We start from the raw sequence: 15,897 nt of genomic DNA, 5'->3' as shown, positions 1-15,897 counted from the left end.
GCTACTCCCCGGTGACGATCATGCGGACGGGAGTGGGGTCGAAGCCGTTGCACGGGTTGTTGATCTGCGGGCAGTTCGACACGAGCACCAGCACGTCCATCTCGGCCCGGACCGCGACCCGCAGGCCCGGGGCCGAGATGCCGTCGACGATGCCGAGGCTGCCGTCCGGGTCGACCGGCACGTTCATGTACCAGTTGATGTTGCTGACCAGGTCCCGTTTGCCGAGCCCCCAGCGGGCGCCTTCGATCAGGAAGTTCTCCACGCAGGCGGGCTGGTGCTTGGTGTGGTGTCCGTAGCGCAGGGTGTTCGACTCGCGGCTGCAGGCCCCGCCGACGGTGTCGTGCCGGCCCACCTCGTCGCTGACGACCGTCATCAGCGCCCGGCCTTCACTGGAGCGCAGCACGCTGCCGGTGGTCAGGAAGATGCCGCCCTGCGCGGCGATGGTGTCCGGCGCCGAGTAGCGCTCGCTGGTGTCGTCGGCGTTGTAGAGCAGGCAGTCGACGGCCTGGTTGCCGTGCAGGTCCACAATGGTCAGGACCTGGCCGCGGCGCACCACGGCGGACCAGGGCGCACGGGCCGCGACGGTCTCGTCGAGCAGGACGCGGCCGGCGGTCGATGGGGCGATGGTGGTCATACGATCCCCCGCGCCGTGAGATAGTCGGCGGTGTTGAGCAGCGCGCGCTCGCCCTCCGGCGAGCGCGACCACAGTGCGTCGGTGGGTCCGGTGGGCGCACCGGGCCGGGCTTCCACGCGGACCGGGGTGCAGGTGTAGGCCTCGTGGGGGCTGAGCGGGTGCGGCACGTTGACCAGCAGCACGATCAGCGGCATCTCCGCCCGCAGCTCCACCGTCGCACCCGGCCCGGCCGACCCGAGCCAGGTGAACCGGCCGTCGTCACCTACGCGGACGCCCTGGAAGAACGAGACGCTCGGCGGCAGGTCCCGGCGCGTCAGCCCGTGCTTGGCGGCGGCCAGAACGAACAGCTCGCGCCCGGCCGGAGTGGCGCTGTGCGGCGCGCCACCACCGTATCGGGCGGTGTTGCCGGCGAGGGTCGAGGTACCGCAGAAGGTGTCCGACCGGCCCGGGTCGCCGACCGGCACCGAGGCCAGGACCCGGCCCTGGTCGGACAGCAGCAGGTGCCCCGCGCCGACGTACGCCTGCCACAGCACCTTCACGGTGTCGGCGACGTTGAGGCGCTCCCACGGCTCGTCGGCGTTGAACAGCAGCACCGAGACGCAGGCGTCGCCGTGCGGATCGGTCAGTCGCAGCGTGGTGCCACGGGCCAGGCGCTTGCTCGTGTAGCCGCCGCCCGGGACGGTCTCGGCCCAGCTGAGGCCGTCGGGGGCGGGGACGGTGGGCATGCACTCCACGACGGTGCCGCCCTGGGCGCGGGCGTGCTGACGCGCACCGGCGGTGGTCGCGGTGCTCATGCGGTCTCGGCGGCCGCGACGGGCGCGATGGGCGCCGTGAGGGTCAGCCCCGTGTGCAGCGCGGCGACCCGCGCGCGGTAGCGAAGATAGGCTGCGGCCCCGGCCAACAGGGCGGCGCCGACGAACAGCAGCGGGAAGTAGTGCAGGTACCAATGCGAACCGGCCGGGTCGTACACCTCCGGCCGGGGCCAGCCGAGGTTGAGGATCATGCCGATGCCGTAGACGACCGCCAGGGCGTTGACGACGATGCCGAACCGGCCGAGGGAGAACAACTTCCCGCCGCGCTCGGTGACGGCGGCGTCCGCCCGGCTGGACCAGCCCTTGCTGCGCCGGACCAGCAACGGGATCGTCACCAGGGCGTAGGCGATGTACAGCATGACGATGCAGACGCTGGTCAGGGCCGTGAACAGTGCGGGCTGGCCGATGTTGACGAGCAGGACGGCGGCCGCGCCGACGCCCACGACGATCGCCGGCCACGCCGGGGTGCCGGTGCGCGGATTGACCTTGCTGAGCGCGCCGGAGAACGGCAGCACTCCGTCGCGCGCCATCGAGAAGATCATCCGGCTGCCCGCGGTCTGGATGGCCAGGGTGCACACCGCGATGGCGATCGCCACGTCGATGAGCAGGACCCGCCCGCCGGTCTCGCCGAGGCGGCTCGTCAGCACGTAGGGCAGGCCCTCGGTGGCCAGCCGGCCGTCGGTCAGGCTCGGCGCCGCCATGAGCGCGACCAGGAGCATCAGCCCACCGCCGATGCCGGCCGCGGCCAGCGCCCGCAGGATCGTGCGCGGCGCGATGTGTCGCGGGTCGCGGGTCTCCTCGCTGAGCTCGCCGGCGCTGTCGAACCCGACCACCACGTAGGCCGCCATCAGCGCCGAGACCAGGAACGGGCCGACGTAGGACAGGCCGCTGCCCATCCCGCCGGTGTCGAAGACGACGCCCGGCCCCCGCTCGACGTTGAACAGCAGCAGCACCACCACGGCCGCGACACCGATGATCTCCAGCGTCACACCGGTGCTGTTGATGATCGCCATGAACCGCACGCCGATGATGTTCACCAGCGTGGTGAGCGCGATGAGGATCGAGCCGAGGACGACGGCGTTGGTGGCACCGCTCGTGGAGGTCAGCGCGGGATCGCCGCCGACGAGCTGGAAGCCGGACCAGATCTGCGGCAGCACGACCTGCAGCGCGATCGCGGCGGCGGAGACGGTGACGATCTGCGCCACGATCATGACCCAGCCCGCGAACCAGCCGACCGTGGCGTTCGACAGCCGCCGCGACCACTGGTAGATGCAGCCCGACAGCGGGTAGCGGGCGGCGAGCTCGGCGAAGTTGAGCGCCACCATGAACTGGCCGGCGAAGACCAGCGGCCAGGTCCAGAAGAAGGCCGGTCCGCCGAAGGAGAACCCGAACGCGAAGAGCTGGAACACCGTCGTGAGAATCGAGACGAACGAGAACCCGGCGGCGAACGACGCGTAGCTGCCGATACTGCGGCGCAGCTCGGGTCGGTAGCCGAAGCCGCGCAGGTCCGCGGCGTCGGCCCGGTCGCTCACCGGCGGTGTCGTCAGGGTGGGGGTAGTGGACACGACCGCCTCCTCGATGCAGGCGGCGGCGGGTGCTGGCTGCCCCGCCGCCTGAATACCTGTCGCGTGACAGATTTGTGGAGGAGGCATCGACCGGCGTTTCCCGGCCGTAAATGTTGCATTGCCACTCGTGTCGGACTGATTACGTCGGCCCCGCATCGGCCGGACGTCGACCGTGAGATCGGCCGCGTGGGACGATGCGGGAGTGAGCTCCGCACCGTCCGTCGGCCGTCCCCGCTCCGGAGCCCGGCGGCTGCCCGCCGGCACTGCCCGCGAGGAGATCCTCGACGCCGCGGCCGAGCTCTTCTCCGAGCGCGGCTACGCGGCCACGTCGACCCGCTTGATCGCCGAGATGGTCGGCGTACGGCAGGCCTCGCTGTACTACCACTTCAGCACCAAGGACCAGATTCTCGCCGAGCTGCTGGAGTCCACCGTCCGGCCGTCGCTCACCTACGCCGGGCAACTCGCGGCCCAGCCCGGCCTGGACCCCGCCGAAGCACTGCACGCGCTCGTCCGCTACGACGTGGGGGTCCTGCTCGGCGCCCGATGGAACGTCGGCATCCTCTACGGCCTACCGGAGATCGCCACCGAACCGTTCGCCCGCTTCCGCGCCGAACGCGAGCAGCTCAGGTCCGCCTACCGCCGCCTGGTCGCCGCCGTCGCCACCCCCGCCGAGGCGGCCGCCGACGTGACCGGCGACCTGGTCTTCGGGCTGGTGGAGAGCGTCATCGGCATGCGCCGCGACCTTCCGGCGCGGCCGCCGCCGGAGCGGCTGCAGCAGTCGGTGGCCGCGGCCGCCATCCGCCTCGTCACCGGCCGGCCGTTCCACGAACGGTGAGGAGCAGCAGCCGGCCCAGGACCAGTCCGCAGACCACGGCCGGCATCGTGAGGATGTAATCGTCGAACGCTTCGGGTCTCGTCGGCCGGCCGGCCAGGGCGGTGATGACGGGGCCGATGCCGAGGAACCGGACGGCGATGATGGTGAGCAGCCCGACCAGCGGCACGATCAGGAGTGCGGTGGCCGCCGCGGCCGGATACCGCAGCCATTGCCATGGCCGCTGCGGGCGCGGCCCGGCCAGGGCCACGGCGCACACCGTCAGCAGCACGGTGAGGCCCAGCACGTGCAGCAGGCGGTCCGAGTTCGTCGGCAGGATGTGCCGCTCGCGCAGCAGCCAGGGTGTCGCGACGGCGACCGCGCTGCTCAGGCAGTAGAGCGTGAACCGGAGCCGGGAGGCGCGGGACGCGACGCTGAACGCGGCCCCGACCGCGATGAGCCCGAGCGCGCCGCTGACCACGGCGCTGCCCACATGAAAGGTCGGCTCGTCCGGGGACGACGGTTCGGCCAGCAGGTTCAGACCGGCCAGCACGGCGGCGACACCGGCCACGACGACGAGCGTGGCCCGGTGCGGGGTGCCCCGGCCGGCGATGCCGCGGTAGGAGCCGAGCACGGCCACGCAGGCCGCGGCGACCGCCAGCGGGGCGTTGGCGTGGGACAGGTCGGCCCGGTCGAGGGCGATGTCGGCGGCCAGCCAGACCAGCCCGCCGACGAGCGCTTCCACGGTCACCCGCCGCCGCCCACGGGCGCAGGCGATCACCGCGAGGACCACCGCGACGATCGCGTCCCAGCGCAGGTCCCGCGCCCAGTTGGCATCGCTGCCATCGGTCCACAGGTTGATCGCCCAGAGCCCCGCGACCCCCGCGGCCGCCGCCGCCAGCACCGCCGGCACCGTCGGCACTGCGGTGAACCGCCGGTCCCGGACCTCCCCGGCCGGCACCGGCCGCCCCGCGGTGGTGGCCGTCATGGCGTCACCCGGAACGAGCCCGGCCGGTCGCGGCCGTGCCGCGGCCCATCCGAATGCCACCGCGCACACGGCCGGCGGCAGCAATTGGCAGGCGAACATCGCGAGCTGCCATCGGGCCGGGGCGGAGCCGCCGAGTGTCGTGCGCGGCATCGCCGCCACGACGGGTAGGACGGCCGCGAGCAGCACCCCGGCCAGACCGGCGCCCCAGCCGAGGCCGAGCTGCCCGGCCGCGACCCGGCCGGTCACGACGACGGCCACAACGAAGGTGACAAGCACCCAGGCCAGGATCATGGTCGAGAGATGCTCCGAGCCGTCCGCGGAGAACCGGGTGTGCAGGCCGGGCGTCCACACGACAAAGGCGGCGCCGAGCGCGACGGCGGCGAGGCCGGCCCGTCCCCAGTTGCCCGCGCCCCGGCCGCCGGCGACACCGCCGCCCAGCCACCAGCCGGCCGCCGCGGCGTAGGCCGAGGTGAGCGCGGCGGACAGGGCCGCGACGACGAAACCGCGCCGCATGAACCACGAATCGTCATGGTCCGCGCCGGACTCCAACAGTACATAGCCCAGCAGCATGTTCAGCGTGGCCCAGAGCCCGGTGCCGAGCCCGCCCGCGAACAGCAGTCCGACGGCGGTGTACAGCACCCGGCCGGGGGCCCGCAAGCGTTCCCACGGGCTGCTCGGCAGGCCCTGCTCGTCGTACGTCACCGGGCTGGCGGCCAGGCTCACCGCGAACCGCAGCCGCCGCCAGGCGCCGTGCGGCTCCCCTTCGAGGGTCGCGAGCTCGGCGAGCCACTCCTGGGCCAGCTCGTCGCGCATCCCAGCCGGCCAGCGACGGCCGCCCGCCCGCAGGCAGCGGTCGATGACGAGGGTCAGGAGTCCCATGTCAGCTCCGGCTTCACCGCACCCGGCCGCCGAGCGTGCCGCTGCCGATACGCGGCGAGCTCCGCGCGGGCGCCCCGCACGCCGTCCGGCGTGAGCCGATACCAGCGGCGGGCGGGCCGGCCCGCCCGCGCCGGGTCGATGTCCTCCCAGCGCGCCTCCAGCCAGCCCAGGCCTTGCAGGCGGATGAGGATGGGATACATCGTCCCGCTCGGCAGGCCGGTGACGCGCATGACGTCGAGACCGTAGCGCTCGGCCGCGGGGTCCTCGAGGAACACCTCGAGGACCTGCACGAGCGTGGTCGTGATCCGTATCGGCGGGGCCATGGCGGCTTATCCTACATAGGTCCGGTGGCTTATTCTACATAGGGGCGGTCCGGTGCGGCCCCCTCCTGAGGGGCGGGTCGATGCGTCTGTGTTTGATGTGGAGGACTTCGAGGAGTTCGTGCGGGCCCGGACCGCGGCGTTCGCCCGGACGGCGTACCTGCTGACCGGCGACCGGCAGCACGCCGAGGAGCTCGTCCAGACCGCCCTGCTCGCGGTCGCCGAGCGGTGGGGACGCCTCGACGACCCCGAGCGATACGTGCGGCGGGTCCTGTACACGCGGGCCGTCTCCTGGTGGCGGGTCCTGCGCCGACGGCGCCGGGAGGTGCTGACCGCCGCGCCGCCCGACCCTCCGGCCGCCTCCGTCGATGACCCGGAGCTGCGCATCGTGCTGGCTCAGGCCCTCGACCGGCTCACGCCGAAGCAGCGGGCGGTCCTGGTGCTGCGCTTCTACGAGGACCGCACGGAAGCCGAGACGGCGGACCTGCTCGGCGTGCGGACCGGCACCGTCAAGAGCCAGACCCGCGACGCGCTGCGCCGCCTGCGCGCGATCGCACCGGAGCTGGCCGACGAGCACCAGGAGGTGCTGCGGTGACGACACTTGGCGACGCGTTCCGGGAACTGGCTGCAGAAGCCCCAGCGGTGACGGTACCCCCAAATCTGCTTGTGACCGCACGGCGGAGACGGAAGTGGCGCCGTCTGGCCGCGCTCGCGGCGGTGGTCGCGCTGGCGGCGATCACCCTCGCCGTCCCGATCGCGCGCCCGCAGCCGCCGGCCGCCCGGGACCCCGGCGACGGCCTCCCGGCGCGCCTCGTCACCGTGCCGCGGGACACCGACACGGTCGAGCGCAGCCCGGTCGGGCCGGCCGCGGCCGTCTACTCGTTCGGCGAGGACAACCCGCAGTCGGACCCGGAGGACTTCGACCTCGCGTGGTGGCGCGGCGGGCACACGGTCGCCAGCAGCACCATCGTGGCCCGCGACCGGGACGCCTACCGGATCGTGCGCAGCGGCTACACCACCGGTGCCGAACTCTCCCCGGACGGCCGCTACCTCGTGGCCGAGGGCCGCGTCCTGGACCTGACCACCGGGCGCGAGCGGCTGCGGCTGGCCGCGGCGCCGCTCGACGCGCACTGGTCGCCCGACGGGCAGACGCCGCCGTACGACAGCACCACGCTCTATGGCCGGTGGACCGAGGACGGCACGCGGCTCATCGCCGCCCAGGACGACCGCACGATGATCGTCTCGTGGCCGTCCGGCCAGGTCGAGCAGCTCGTGCGCCACCCCGGGCAGCGGCCGGTCGACCAGGACCTGGCGCTGTCCCCGGATGGCCGGTCCCTGGCGGTGCAGAGCAACGGCCTGTTCCGGGTGTACGACACCGACGGCGCCCTGCGCTGGTCGCGGACGGTGAGCAACGACCTGCTGCGGATCGGCGGCCGGGCGGCCTGGCGGGCCGACGGGCGGCTGTTCGTCTTCGACCGGGAGGTGACGGGCTGCTCGGGCTGCGGCTGGGCACCGGGCGTCTGGCGGCTGCGGGCGCTCGACGGCGCCACCGGCGATGCCGTGACGACGCCCGCCTACCCGGAGATCCGCGACGCGATGTTCGTCAACGTCGTGACCTGGCGCGGCGACGTGGCGTACGCCGTCGTCACGTACACCAACGGCCGCACCGACGACCGGACCGACATCGGCGGCGCCGCCCTCGTGCGGCTGGCCCCGGGCGCGGCCGCGCCGGAGGTGGTGCTCGCCGGCCCCGAGGGCACCCATGACCTCGGCGTCGCCACCGAGCTCGTGGACCGGGTGCGGCCGGTGGGGCGGCCGGAGTTCGGCCGCAACCCGGCCGAGGACTGGGGGCCGGCGCTGAGCTGGGCGGCCTGCCCCCTCCTCGTCGTGACCGTGGTGAGCCTGGCCTGGGTGACCAGGCGCCGCTGGGCCGCCCAGTGACGCCGATGCCGGCGGGTCGAGGTGGTGGCGGTCCCGGGGTGGCTCGCGAGCTACTCCGGGGTCGCGGGCGCGTTGAGCAGGGCCAGCAGCGAGCGCCGCTCGGCCCCGAAGCCGGGCGCGTCGGTGGCGCGGGGGTGCGGCAGGGGCACCGGGCGGTCCTCGGCGATGCGGCCGCCGTCGAGCACGACGATCCGGTCGGCGAGCAGGAGGGCCTCATCGACGTCGTGGGTGACGAGCAGCGCCGCGAAGTGGTGGCGGGCCCGCAGCGTGCCGAAGAGCGCCTGCATGCGCAGCCGGGTCAGCGCATCGAGGGCCCCGAACGGCTCGTCGAGCAGCAGCAGGTCGGGCCGGCGGACGAGGGCGCGGGCGAACGCGACCCGCTGCGACTGCCCGCCGGACAGCTCGGCCGGCCACGCGCGGCCGCGGTCGGCCAGGCCGACCTCCTCGAGCGCCTCGTCGACGCGGGCGCGCAGGTCGGGGCCGCGCACGCCGAGCGCGACGTTCTGCGCGACGCGCTTCCACGGCAGCAGCCGGTGCTCCTGGAACACCACCGCGGTCGAGCCTTCGGTGGTGTAATGGCCGGTGGCCGCCGCGTCGAGGCCCGCGAGAATGCGCAGGAGCGTGCTCTTGCCGGAGCCGCTGACGCCGAGCAGCGCGACCACCTCGCCGCGCTCGACGGTCAGGTCGACGCCGTCGAGGACGACTGTCGCGCCGAACGCCCGCCGCACCCCGGTGGCCACCGCGACGCTCATGAGGCCACCAGCCCGCGCCGCCACGCGAGCAGCCGACGCTCCGCGGCGCGTAGGGCGAGGTCGGAGAGCAGCCCGAGCACCGCGTACGCGAGCAGGCCGAGCACCACGACATCGGTCTGGCTGAACTCGCGGGCCTCCATCATCATGAAGCCGAGGCCGCCCTGGCCGTTGACCTGCTCGCCGACGACGAGGCTCAGCCAGCCGGCCGCGAACGCCAGCCGCAGTCCCAGGAACAGCGAGGGCAGCGCGCCCGGCACGACGACGTGCCAGACGCGCCCGGCCGCGGTGAGCCCGCACGTGCGCGCCGCCTCGACGAGCCGCTCGTCGATATTGCGGATGCCGGCGTACGTGTTGAGGTAGATCGGAAAGAACGCGCCGAGCGCGACGAGGGTCACCTTCAGCGACTCGCCGATGCCGACCCAGATGATGAGCAGCGGCACGAGCCCGAGGTGCGGCAGCATCCGGGCCATCTGCACGGGCGGGTCGATCGCGTCGTCGCCGAGGCGGACGAGCCCGGCGGCGGCGCCGAGGGCGAGGCCGAGCAGGCCGCCGATGAGCAGGCCGAGGACCGCCCGCTGGAGCGAGTCGAGGAGGTAGCCCCCGAGCGTGCCGTCGGCGGCGAGGCGCCAGCCGGTGCCGAGCACGCTGCTCGGGGCCGGCAGCTTGTCCGGGTCGAGCAGGCCGCCCCGCACGCCGCCCTCCCAGGCGGCGAGCAGGACGAGCGGGCTGACCGCGCGCCGCCACCGGCGGGCCCGGGGCCGGCGGGCGGCGGCCGGTGCTTTCGCCACGGCGCGGACGGCCTCGAGCAGTGTCATCGCAGCAGGTCCGCGAACTGCTCGTCGACGCGGGCCTTGATGTCCACCTTGCCGGGGATGAGCTGGAGCTCGGTGAAGCCGTCGGAGATCTGCTGGAGTTCGTCGCCGATCGCGGGGGTGACCGCGGCGAGCGGCTGCGCACTGCGGTCGAGGGCGCGCTTGGCGGCGTCCTCGGGGATGTTGAGCTCGGGCGCGATCAGCTTGACCCGCTCCTCGGGGTGGGCGATGCCCCAGTCGGTCGTCTCGCGGTAGGTCTTGAGGAACTCGCGGATCTTGCCCGGCTTGCTCTTGAGGGCCTGCGGGGAGACGAGGATGTACTCCCGGTTGTTGACCAGGCCGGTGCCGTCGACGAGGACCTTCACGCCGGGGACCTCGGCGAGGGCGAAGTAGGGGTCCCAGATGATCCAGGCGTCGACCTGGCCGGCGTCGAAGGCGGGGCGCGCGTCGGCCGGCTTGAGGTACTGGACGTCGATGTCCTTGATCGTCATCCCGTTCGCGGCCAGGAGCTTGACCAGCAGCCAGTTGACGTTGGAACCCTTGTTGAGGGCGACCTTCTTGCCCTTGAGATCCTTGAAGGTGCTGTACCCGGAGGCGGCCTTGACCAGCACCGCCTCGCCCTTCGGCACCGGCTGCGAGGTCCCGATGATCTTGAAGTCGACCTTGCCCGCGGCCGCGAAGATCGGCGGTGCCTCGCCGACCTGGCCGATGTCGATGGCGCCGGCTTTGAGCCCCTCGGTGAGGGCCGGCCCGCTCTCGAACAGCGACCAGCTTGTCCCGGCCGCCTCGGTCTTGCGGGCCTTGAGCAGGCTCAGCCCGCCGAAGCGCTGGTAACCGACCTTGAGCGGCTCCTCGGCGGCCCCGGCGGCGGGCGCGGCGGTCCCCTCGTCCTGCTTCGCACAGCCGGCCAGGCCGGTGCCGAGCAGGGCCAGCACCACGGCCGTGGCCACCAAAAGTCGACGCATTGTTCGGCTCCATCGATAGGTTGTGCGGGACTATACCCACAACACCTACCGATTGACTAGGTAATGCCGCTCGATGTGTCGACGAGATGTCCTACCAGGGGCGGCGGCGAGGCGATGGCACGCCGGCCGCGCTCGCCGGGCCGCTCAGCCGAGCAGGGTATCCGCCCGTTACGCGGCCGGGCCGTTGTCGCGGGCCGCGATGGCGAGGGCGATGAACGCGCGGAACTCCGCGAACTGCTCGGCGGTCATCTTCCACCGGCGCCCGCCGGTGATGTCGTTCTCACCGTACGCGGCGCCGAGGCGAACCTTGAACCCGTCGAAGTGTGGCTCCCCGTTGACTCTCAGGAACTCTACGTGGTACCGCTTGCTGTCCTCGCTGAGCCGAGTGAAGATCTCCAGGATCCGGCCGTTGAGGACGAGGATGTCGTCGCCGATCGCGAACTCCGCCGCCATGGTCAACACGATAACCGGCGGGAACCACGAAGAACCCGGCCGCGGCTGACCGGTATGCGACGTTCGGCCGGGGCGGTTCGCATCGGCCCGGCCGAGGTGCTGCCGGCGGTACGGGTCGTGGCCGCCGGCGAGTCGCTGCTGTTCCCGGCCGCGATCCGGCGGCTCGCTAACCGGCGCGTTCGGCGCGAGCTCGTCGAACCGCATGACCGGGCTGCGGTCGGCTCAGGGGCGCACGAGCCACATACTGCCGGCGGCCTCCCGGCGGCCAGCCGGATTGGTGGCGGTGACCCGCACCCGCAGCGCCCAGCCGATCTGGTCCGCGCTCGGCGTGTATGTCGTTCCGGTGCCGACGAGGGTGGGGCAGTTGTCGGCGTCGCCGTCGCAGAGCCACCACTCGTACTCGTACTCGATCGGCTGGAGGCCGGCCCACTGGCCCGGGTCGGCCGTCGCGGTGACACCGGCATGCGGGACATCGCCCGGGCCGGGGTCCGTCAGGTTGACGGGGACGTCGGTGCCGGTTCCGCTCAACGGGATCACCAGCGCGGAGCGGGTGTGCGCGCCGGTGTAGTCCAGACGCAGGGTGCCTGGATTCCCGCCGAGCGCGACGCGCAACTTGAGCAGCACCGTGCAGCCCTGTCCCGGGGCCAGCACGGAGTGGCGGCATCCCTCGGTTATCCGATAGTCGCCGGTGACGGTCGGGTCGCCCAGGTCGAGTGGTTCCGGGCCGACGTTGGTGAGGGTCAACGTCGCGGTGGCGAGATCGCCGGGGCCGTGGAGGCCGAAGTCGAGCGCGGCCGCCGACGGTTGCAGGTCGGGCGGCGTCTGCACGGCGCCGGCGTCACAGCTGATCGTGCCCGCATTGCGCCACGGGAGTCCGCGCTGATCGGCACCGGTGCACAGGCCACTTTCGAACGGCACGGCGGCACGGGCCGGGCTGTCGTGCGGCAGCAGCCGCGTCCGGGTCGGCCCGCCGTTGTCCTGAAGTTCGGCGGTGGTGAGGCCGGGCTCGACGGACACGCCCGGCAGGCTCGTCGACGTCCGGCCCGACAGCGCGCACGACCGGTCGTCGACGACGGTGTCCGAGAACTGTTGGTCGTCAAAATCCATGAACCGGCAGGCGCCGGTGATCACCGAGGCGGCCACGTCCACGGTGCCGCTCAGCGTGTTCTCGGGATTTCCGCGAATCGCGGACGGATTCGCCGTGACGGTGACGTGTCGTAACGTCGTCTGCGTGATGTCGGAGAGGGCCATGCCGTTGGTGTCTTCGGCGCCGTAGTTGCCGGCGATGGTCGAGTTCGTGATGGCTACCGAGCTTCGCCAGAACGTGAGCAGGGCGGTGCCCCAGCCGCGGCCGACCAACCGGTTGGCGGACAGGGTGGACCCGCTGATCGACAGGCTGCCCGAGAGCAGGTAGATCCCGGCCCCGGCGGCATCGTGGTAATTGCTGGCGGCCGTGTTCACGTCGATCACGCTGTCGATGATGGTGAGCGTTGTCGAATTGTCGCTGGCGATGCCTCCACCCCGCACCGCCTGGTTGTAGCTGACGTGGGTGCGCAGGATGGTCAGGTCGCCGTCGGTCAGGATGCCGCCGCCATAACCCGGGCTGAGGCCGCCGGCCACGGCGAGATCGACGAGCTTGACCTTCGTGTCATCCGGCACGGTGAGCACCGTGCCGGCGAGGCCTCCGAACAGCGTGGTGGACGCCGAGCCGGCACCGGCGATCGTGACGGTCAACCCGGCGGGCACCCGGGTGATTCCGGTGAAGACACCGGCGTCGAGGTGCACCGTGCCACCAGAGGCCACCGCGCCGAGAGCGCGCGTCAGTGAGGCACAGGGTGCGGCCGCCGAGCATGGGTTGCCGTCCGTACCGCGCGCGCCGACGTATACCTCGCCCGCGCCGGTGGCGGCCGCGGCCGGACCGGCGCCGGCCGCCACCGCACCGACCGTGAGCAGCAGCGCAGCGCCGACCTGTCCCCATGCGTCAGTCAACGTTTTCACACCGCCGACGGTAGGGATAAGACGACCGTCGCGCATCCGGCGATCGCCCTATTCGGCAATGGCAGCACATCGCGATCTCGGCAAGAGCCTCACCGTCGGCGCACCGCCCTGACGACCCCACCTGGGAGGACCCGGTCGCCCGGGCCGGCGTCACTGTCGTCGTTGGACGGCACAACGACACTGACGACGTCGTGGTCCCGGACGCAGCGCTCCCGGCCGACGCGCACCCTTCCACCGCGTCGCCCGGCCGGTCAGTCAGCCCGCGTGCACATGCGGCCGCCGGCCGCGGTCGGGCTCGTGCTGGCGGAGGATCTCCCGGGTGACCGGCGCCACCTCGCCCTGCCCGAATGCGAGGTAGCGTAGGAAGTTCAGTGCCGGGTTGCCCTCGGTCCACTCGAAGTAGATGTGCGGGCGCCGGCCGGTGCGGTCGCGGATGTGCAGCAGCAGCGCGGCGAGAGCGTTGGGCACCGACGAGCTCTCCATCACCAGGACCCGGTATCGATCGTGGCGGACCTCGCCGCGCACCCGCAGCGCCTCCTCGAACTCCGACGGGTCGGTGACCTCGACCTCGACGAAGATGACGTCGTGGCCCTCGGGGATGTCGTTGTCCTCCGTGATCTGCGCGAGCTTGGCGCGGTATTCGCGGGCGTCGCGGCGGTCGGGCTCGTTGGCGATGAGCCGGATGCCGCGCCGGGCGCACTCCTGGACGAAACGCGCGGCCGCCGGATCGGTGTCGACGTTGGTCACCCGGAGTTCGAAGGCCCGGTACAGCCGCGAGAGCAACGACACCGCGATGATCCCGCCGATGAAGCAGGCCGCGATCTTCACACCGTCGGGCCGCTCCACCACGTTGGCGATCGTCGTGTAGACGAACACCGCCGTGATGACTCCGAACGCGACGGTCCGGCCTCGCTGGCGCCGCCGATGCGCCGAAAGCGTCACCGCGACCGCGGCGGAGGTGATGAGCACGAGCACGCCGGTGGCGTACGCGCCGCCCTGCGCGTTGACGTCGGCGTCGAACAGCACGGTGATGAGGAATGCGGTCCCGGTGAACACGAGCACCAGCGGGCGCACCGCCCGGGCCCAGGTCGGCGCCATGCCGTAGCGCGGCAGGTAGCGCGGCACCAGGTTGAGCAGGCCGGCCATGGCCGAGGCGCCGGCGAACCACAGGATGGCGATTGTGGCGATATCGTAGACGGTGCCGAAGCCGCCGCCGAGGTTCTGGTGCGCCAGGTAGGCCAGCGCCCGGCCGTTGGCGGCGCCGCCCGGCTCGAACTGCCGGGCCGGGATGAGCACCGTGGTGACGATGCTACTGGTGATCAGAAATACGCTCATGATCACGGCGGCGGTGGTCAGCAGCTGCCGGGCGCCGCGGATCCGCCCGGCGGGACGGTCCTCGGTGTCGCTGCGGTCGCCCTTGATGTGCGGCATGACGGCGACACCGGTCTCGAAGCCGGACAGGCCCAGCGCCAGCTTCGGGAAGACGAGCAGCGCGATCGCAACCATCATGAACGGGTCGCCGTGCTGCGTCGTCAGTGCGGTGGTCCAGTCGCCGACCGCCGCCGGGTGGCTGACGACCCGCCACAGCCCATCCGCGACGACCACCGCGTTGAGCACCAGATAGACCCCGACGAGGCCGACGGCGATGCCGATCGCCTCGGTGAATCCCTTGAGGAACACCGCACTCAGCAGCCCGAGCAGCGTAAGGGTGACGATGACCTCGTGGCCCTTGAAGCTCGCCGGCCAGAACGGGTTCTCGTCGATGTGCGCCGTCGCGTCAGCGGCGGACAACGTCATGGTGATGATGAAGTCGGTGGCCGCGAACCCGAGCAGCACCAGCACGAAGAGCTTGCCCTGCCAGTACGACAGCAGCCGCACCAGCATCGCGATCGACCCCTCGCCGTGCGGGCTGTCACCGGCCACCCGCCGGTAGACCGGCAGCGCGCCGAGCAGCGTCACGACGACCAGCACCGCGGTCGCGATCGGCGAGAGCACCCCGGCGGCGAGCGCCGCGATGCCGGGCTGGTAGCCCAGCGTCGAGAAGTAGTCGACGCCGGTCAGGCACATCACCTTCCACCAGGCGTGCGTCCGGTGCTCGGCCGGCCTCGCGTGCGGCCCCTCATGCTGCAGCGACTGGTCGGCCAGGCCGGACAACAGCCAGGTGCGCACCGGGCCGCTCCGCGGCCAGGTGCGCACCGGGCCGCTCCGCGGGCGTTCCGGCGCGGCGGTCGTCGAGGCGCTCAACCGCTTTCCTTTCAGGTCGTCACAGCTCGCTTCCCCATTCAGCCATACGGCAGCCCAGGGCGGGCATCGGCAGGCGTTAAGAACGCGTCAAGAAAGTCGGCCGAACGTCAACCTCCCCGCCCGACCGGGCACTGCGTAGCTGAGCCGTGGCGAGCCGGCGGGCGTGCGCTCCGTCTGCTGCTCGCCGGGGCGAGGGGCTGCTCGGCCGCACGGGCGGGGCGCCCGCCGCCGTGGCGCTGCGGCGCAACGCGGCCGTCGGCCTCGGCGCGCTCACCGGAGTTGGGCACGCCGCGGGATGCGTCAACGGCATCCCGTATCAGCGCCATCTGGACCGGCCTGGACGCGACGCGACCTTCCGGCGTCGTGAGAGCATCATGGATGGATGGGCGACTGGCTCGCTGCGGCGCGCGTCCCGGTGGTCGGCCGGCTCTGATCCGCGCCGGCTGGTCGAGGTCATCGTGCGTGACCGCAACCGCGCGGCCCGCGAACAGGCGCTGGCCACACTCGAACGGCTCTGGACCGACCAGCCTGAGCGGCGGGCCGATATCTGGTGGGCCCGCTACGACGCCGCCGACCCTGACGGCTCACTCCTGCGCGCGTACGCCGACACCCTGCAGTTCTCGGACTTCAAGCGCGACGACCTGTGCGAGGCGGCCGCCGAAGCAGGCCGTCCGATGCCCTGAGACCCGCAGGAGTTCAGCACGCCGGACCGCTACCGCCCGG

Annotated in this window: 15 protein-coding genes; 4 read left to right on the top strand and 11 right to left on the bottom strand. The window is 72.5% G+C overall.

The genetic code is table 11. The features are described 5' to 3' along the window. Nucleotide 1: 1 nt before the first annotated feature. From ACIA8L_RS46940 to ACIA8L_RS46930, 3 genes are read right to left on the bottom strand one after another with little or no spacing between them, the layout of a single operon-like run. Nucleotides 2-634: an urea amidolyase associated protein UAAP2 gene (locus tag ACIA8L_RS46940; RefSeq protein ID WP_395915310.1), complete on the bottom strand. Its 633-nt coding sequence runs from the start codon at nucleotides 632-634 to the stop codon at nucleotides 2-4. Next, on the bottom strand, nucleotides 631-1,428 hold the full coding sequence (locus ACIA8L_RS46935; protein WP_395915308.1) for an urea amidolyase associated protein UAAP1: 798 nt from the start codon (nucleotides 1,426-1,428) through the stop codon (nucleotides 631-633). Before ACIA8L_RS46935 ends, ACIA8L_RS46940 begins: the two co-directional genes overlap by 4 nt. Beyond that, entirely contained in the window at nucleotides 1,425-3,011 is a 1,587-nt protein-coding gene (locus ACIA8L_RS46930; RefSeq protein ID WP_395915306.1) for an amino acid permease, read from the bottom strand. Before ACIA8L_RS46930 ends, ACIA8L_RS46935 begins: the two co-directional genes overlap by 4 nt. 202 nt (nucleotides 3,012-3,213) lie before the next feature. Here ACIA8L_RS46930 and ACIA8L_RS46925 point away from each other — a divergent pair, with 202 nt between their 5' ends. Beyond that, complete coding sequence (locus tag ACIA8L_RS46925) at nucleotides 3,214-3,846, top strand: TetR/AcrR family transcriptional regulator (RefSeq protein ID WP_395915304.1); 633 nt, start codon at nucleotides 3,214-3,216, stop codon at nucleotides 3,844-3,846. Here ACIA8L_RS46925 and ACIA8L_RS46920 read toward each other — a convergent pair. Together ACIA8L_RS46920 and ACIA8L_RS46915 are read right to left on the bottom strand one after the other, a co-directional pair. Next, complete coding sequence (locus ACIA8L_RS46920; protein WP_395915302.1) at nucleotides 3,818-5,689, bottom strand: hypothetical protein; 1,872 nt, start codon at nucleotides 5,687-5,689, stop codon at nucleotides 3,818-3,820. The genes ACIA8L_RS46925 and ACIA8L_RS46920 overlap by 29 nt on opposite strands. Next, nucleotides 5,677-6,012, bottom strand: a complete 336-nt coding sequence (locus ACIA8L_RS46915; RefSeq protein WP_395915300.1) for a PadR family transcriptional regulator — start codon at nucleotides 6,010-6,012, stop codon at nucleotides 5,677-5,679. Before ACIA8L_RS46915 ends, ACIA8L_RS46920 begins: the two co-directional genes overlap by 13 nt. 88 nt (nucleotides 6,013-6,100) lie before the next feature. On the opposite strand from ACIA8L_RS46915, the gene ACIA8L_RS46910 reads away from it, so the two are divergent. Together ACIA8L_RS46910 and ACIA8L_RS46905 are read left to right on the top strand one after the other, a co-directional pair. Further along, nucleotides 6,101-6,604 (top strand): SigE family RNA polymerase sigma factor, encoded by a 504-nt coding sequence (locus ACIA8L_RS46910; RefSeq protein ID WP_395915298.1) that lies wholly within the window; start codon nucleotides 6,101-6,103, stop codon nucleotides 6,602-6,604. Next, a complete protein-coding gene (locus ACIA8L_RS46905; protein WP_395915296.1) occupies nucleotides 6,601-7,950 on the top strand; it encodes a hypothetical protein in 1,350 nt (449 codons plus the stop codon). Before ACIA8L_RS46910 ends, ACIA8L_RS46905 begins: the two co-directional genes overlap by 4 nt. 50 nt (nucleotides 7,951-8,000) lie before the next feature. Here ACIA8L_RS46905 and ACIA8L_RS46900 read toward each other — a convergent pair whose 3' ends face one another. From ACIA8L_RS46900 to ACIA8L_RS46875, 6 genes are all read right to left on the bottom strand, one after another. After that, a complete protein-coding gene (locus ACIA8L_RS46900; RefSeq protein WP_395915295.1) occupies nucleotides 8,001-8,702 on the bottom strand; it encodes an ABC transporter ATP-binding protein in 702 nt (233 codons plus the stop codon). Next, nucleotides 8,699-9,517: an ABC transporter permease gene (locus ACIA8L_RS46895; RefSeq protein ID WP_395915293.1), complete on the bottom strand. Its 819-nt coding sequence runs from the start codon at nucleotides 9,515-9,517 to the stop codon at nucleotides 8,699-8,701. Before ACIA8L_RS46895 ends, ACIA8L_RS46900 begins: the two co-directional genes overlap by 4 nt. After that, on the bottom strand, nucleotides 9,514-10,479 hold the full coding sequence (locus ACIA8L_RS46890) for an aliphatic sulfonate ABC transporter substrate-binding protein (protein WP_395915291.1): 966 nt from the start codon (nucleotides 10,477-10,479) through the stop codon (nucleotides 9,514-9,516). Before ACIA8L_RS46890 ends, ACIA8L_RS46895 begins: the two co-directional genes overlap by 4 nt. 168 nt (nucleotides 10,480-10,647) lie before the next feature. Continuing rightward, on the bottom strand, nucleotides 10,648-10,932 hold the full coding sequence (locus ACIA8L_RS46885) for a hypothetical protein (RefSeq protein WP_395915289.1): 285 nt from the start codon (nucleotides 10,930-10,932) through the stop codon (nucleotides 10,648-10,650). A 222-nt stretch (nucleotides 10,933-11,154) separates the two neighbouring features. After that, the gene (locus ACIA8L_RS46880) at nucleotides 11,155-12,930 is read right to left on the bottom strand and encodes a choice-of-anchor Q domain-containing protein (protein WP_395915287.1); all 1,776 of its coding nucleotides are present in this window, start codon (nucleotides 12,928-12,930) and stop codon (nucleotides 11,155-11,157) included. A gap of 255 nt (nucleotides 12,931-13,185) precedes the next feature. Continuing rightward, nucleotides 13,186-15,126, bottom strand: coding sequence for an amino acid transporter (locus ACIA8L_RS46875; protein WP_395915531.1), 1,941 nt, complete (start codon nucleotides 15,124-15,126; stop codon nucleotides 13,186-13,188). A 194-nt stretch (nucleotides 15,127-15,320) separates the two neighbouring features. Between ACIA8L_RS46875 and ACIA8L_RS46870 the strand changes: the two genes are divergently transcribed. Then, a complete protein-coding gene (locus tag ACIA8L_RS46870; protein ID WP_395915285.1) occupies nucleotides 15,321-15,857 on the top strand; it encodes a hypothetical protein in 537 nt (178 codons plus the stop codon). Nucleotides 15,858-15,897: the final 40 nt, after the last annotated feature.

Source organism: Dactylosporangium sp. NPDC051541, from assembly GCF_044454505.1.
Taxonomy (GTDB): domain Bacteria; phylum Actinomycetota; class Actinomycetes; order Mycobacteriales; family Micromonosporaceae; genus Dactylosporangium.
The sequence above is the reverse complement of the archived record's forward strand: the minus strand, read 5'-3'. Positions and strand labels throughout refer to the sequence as shown.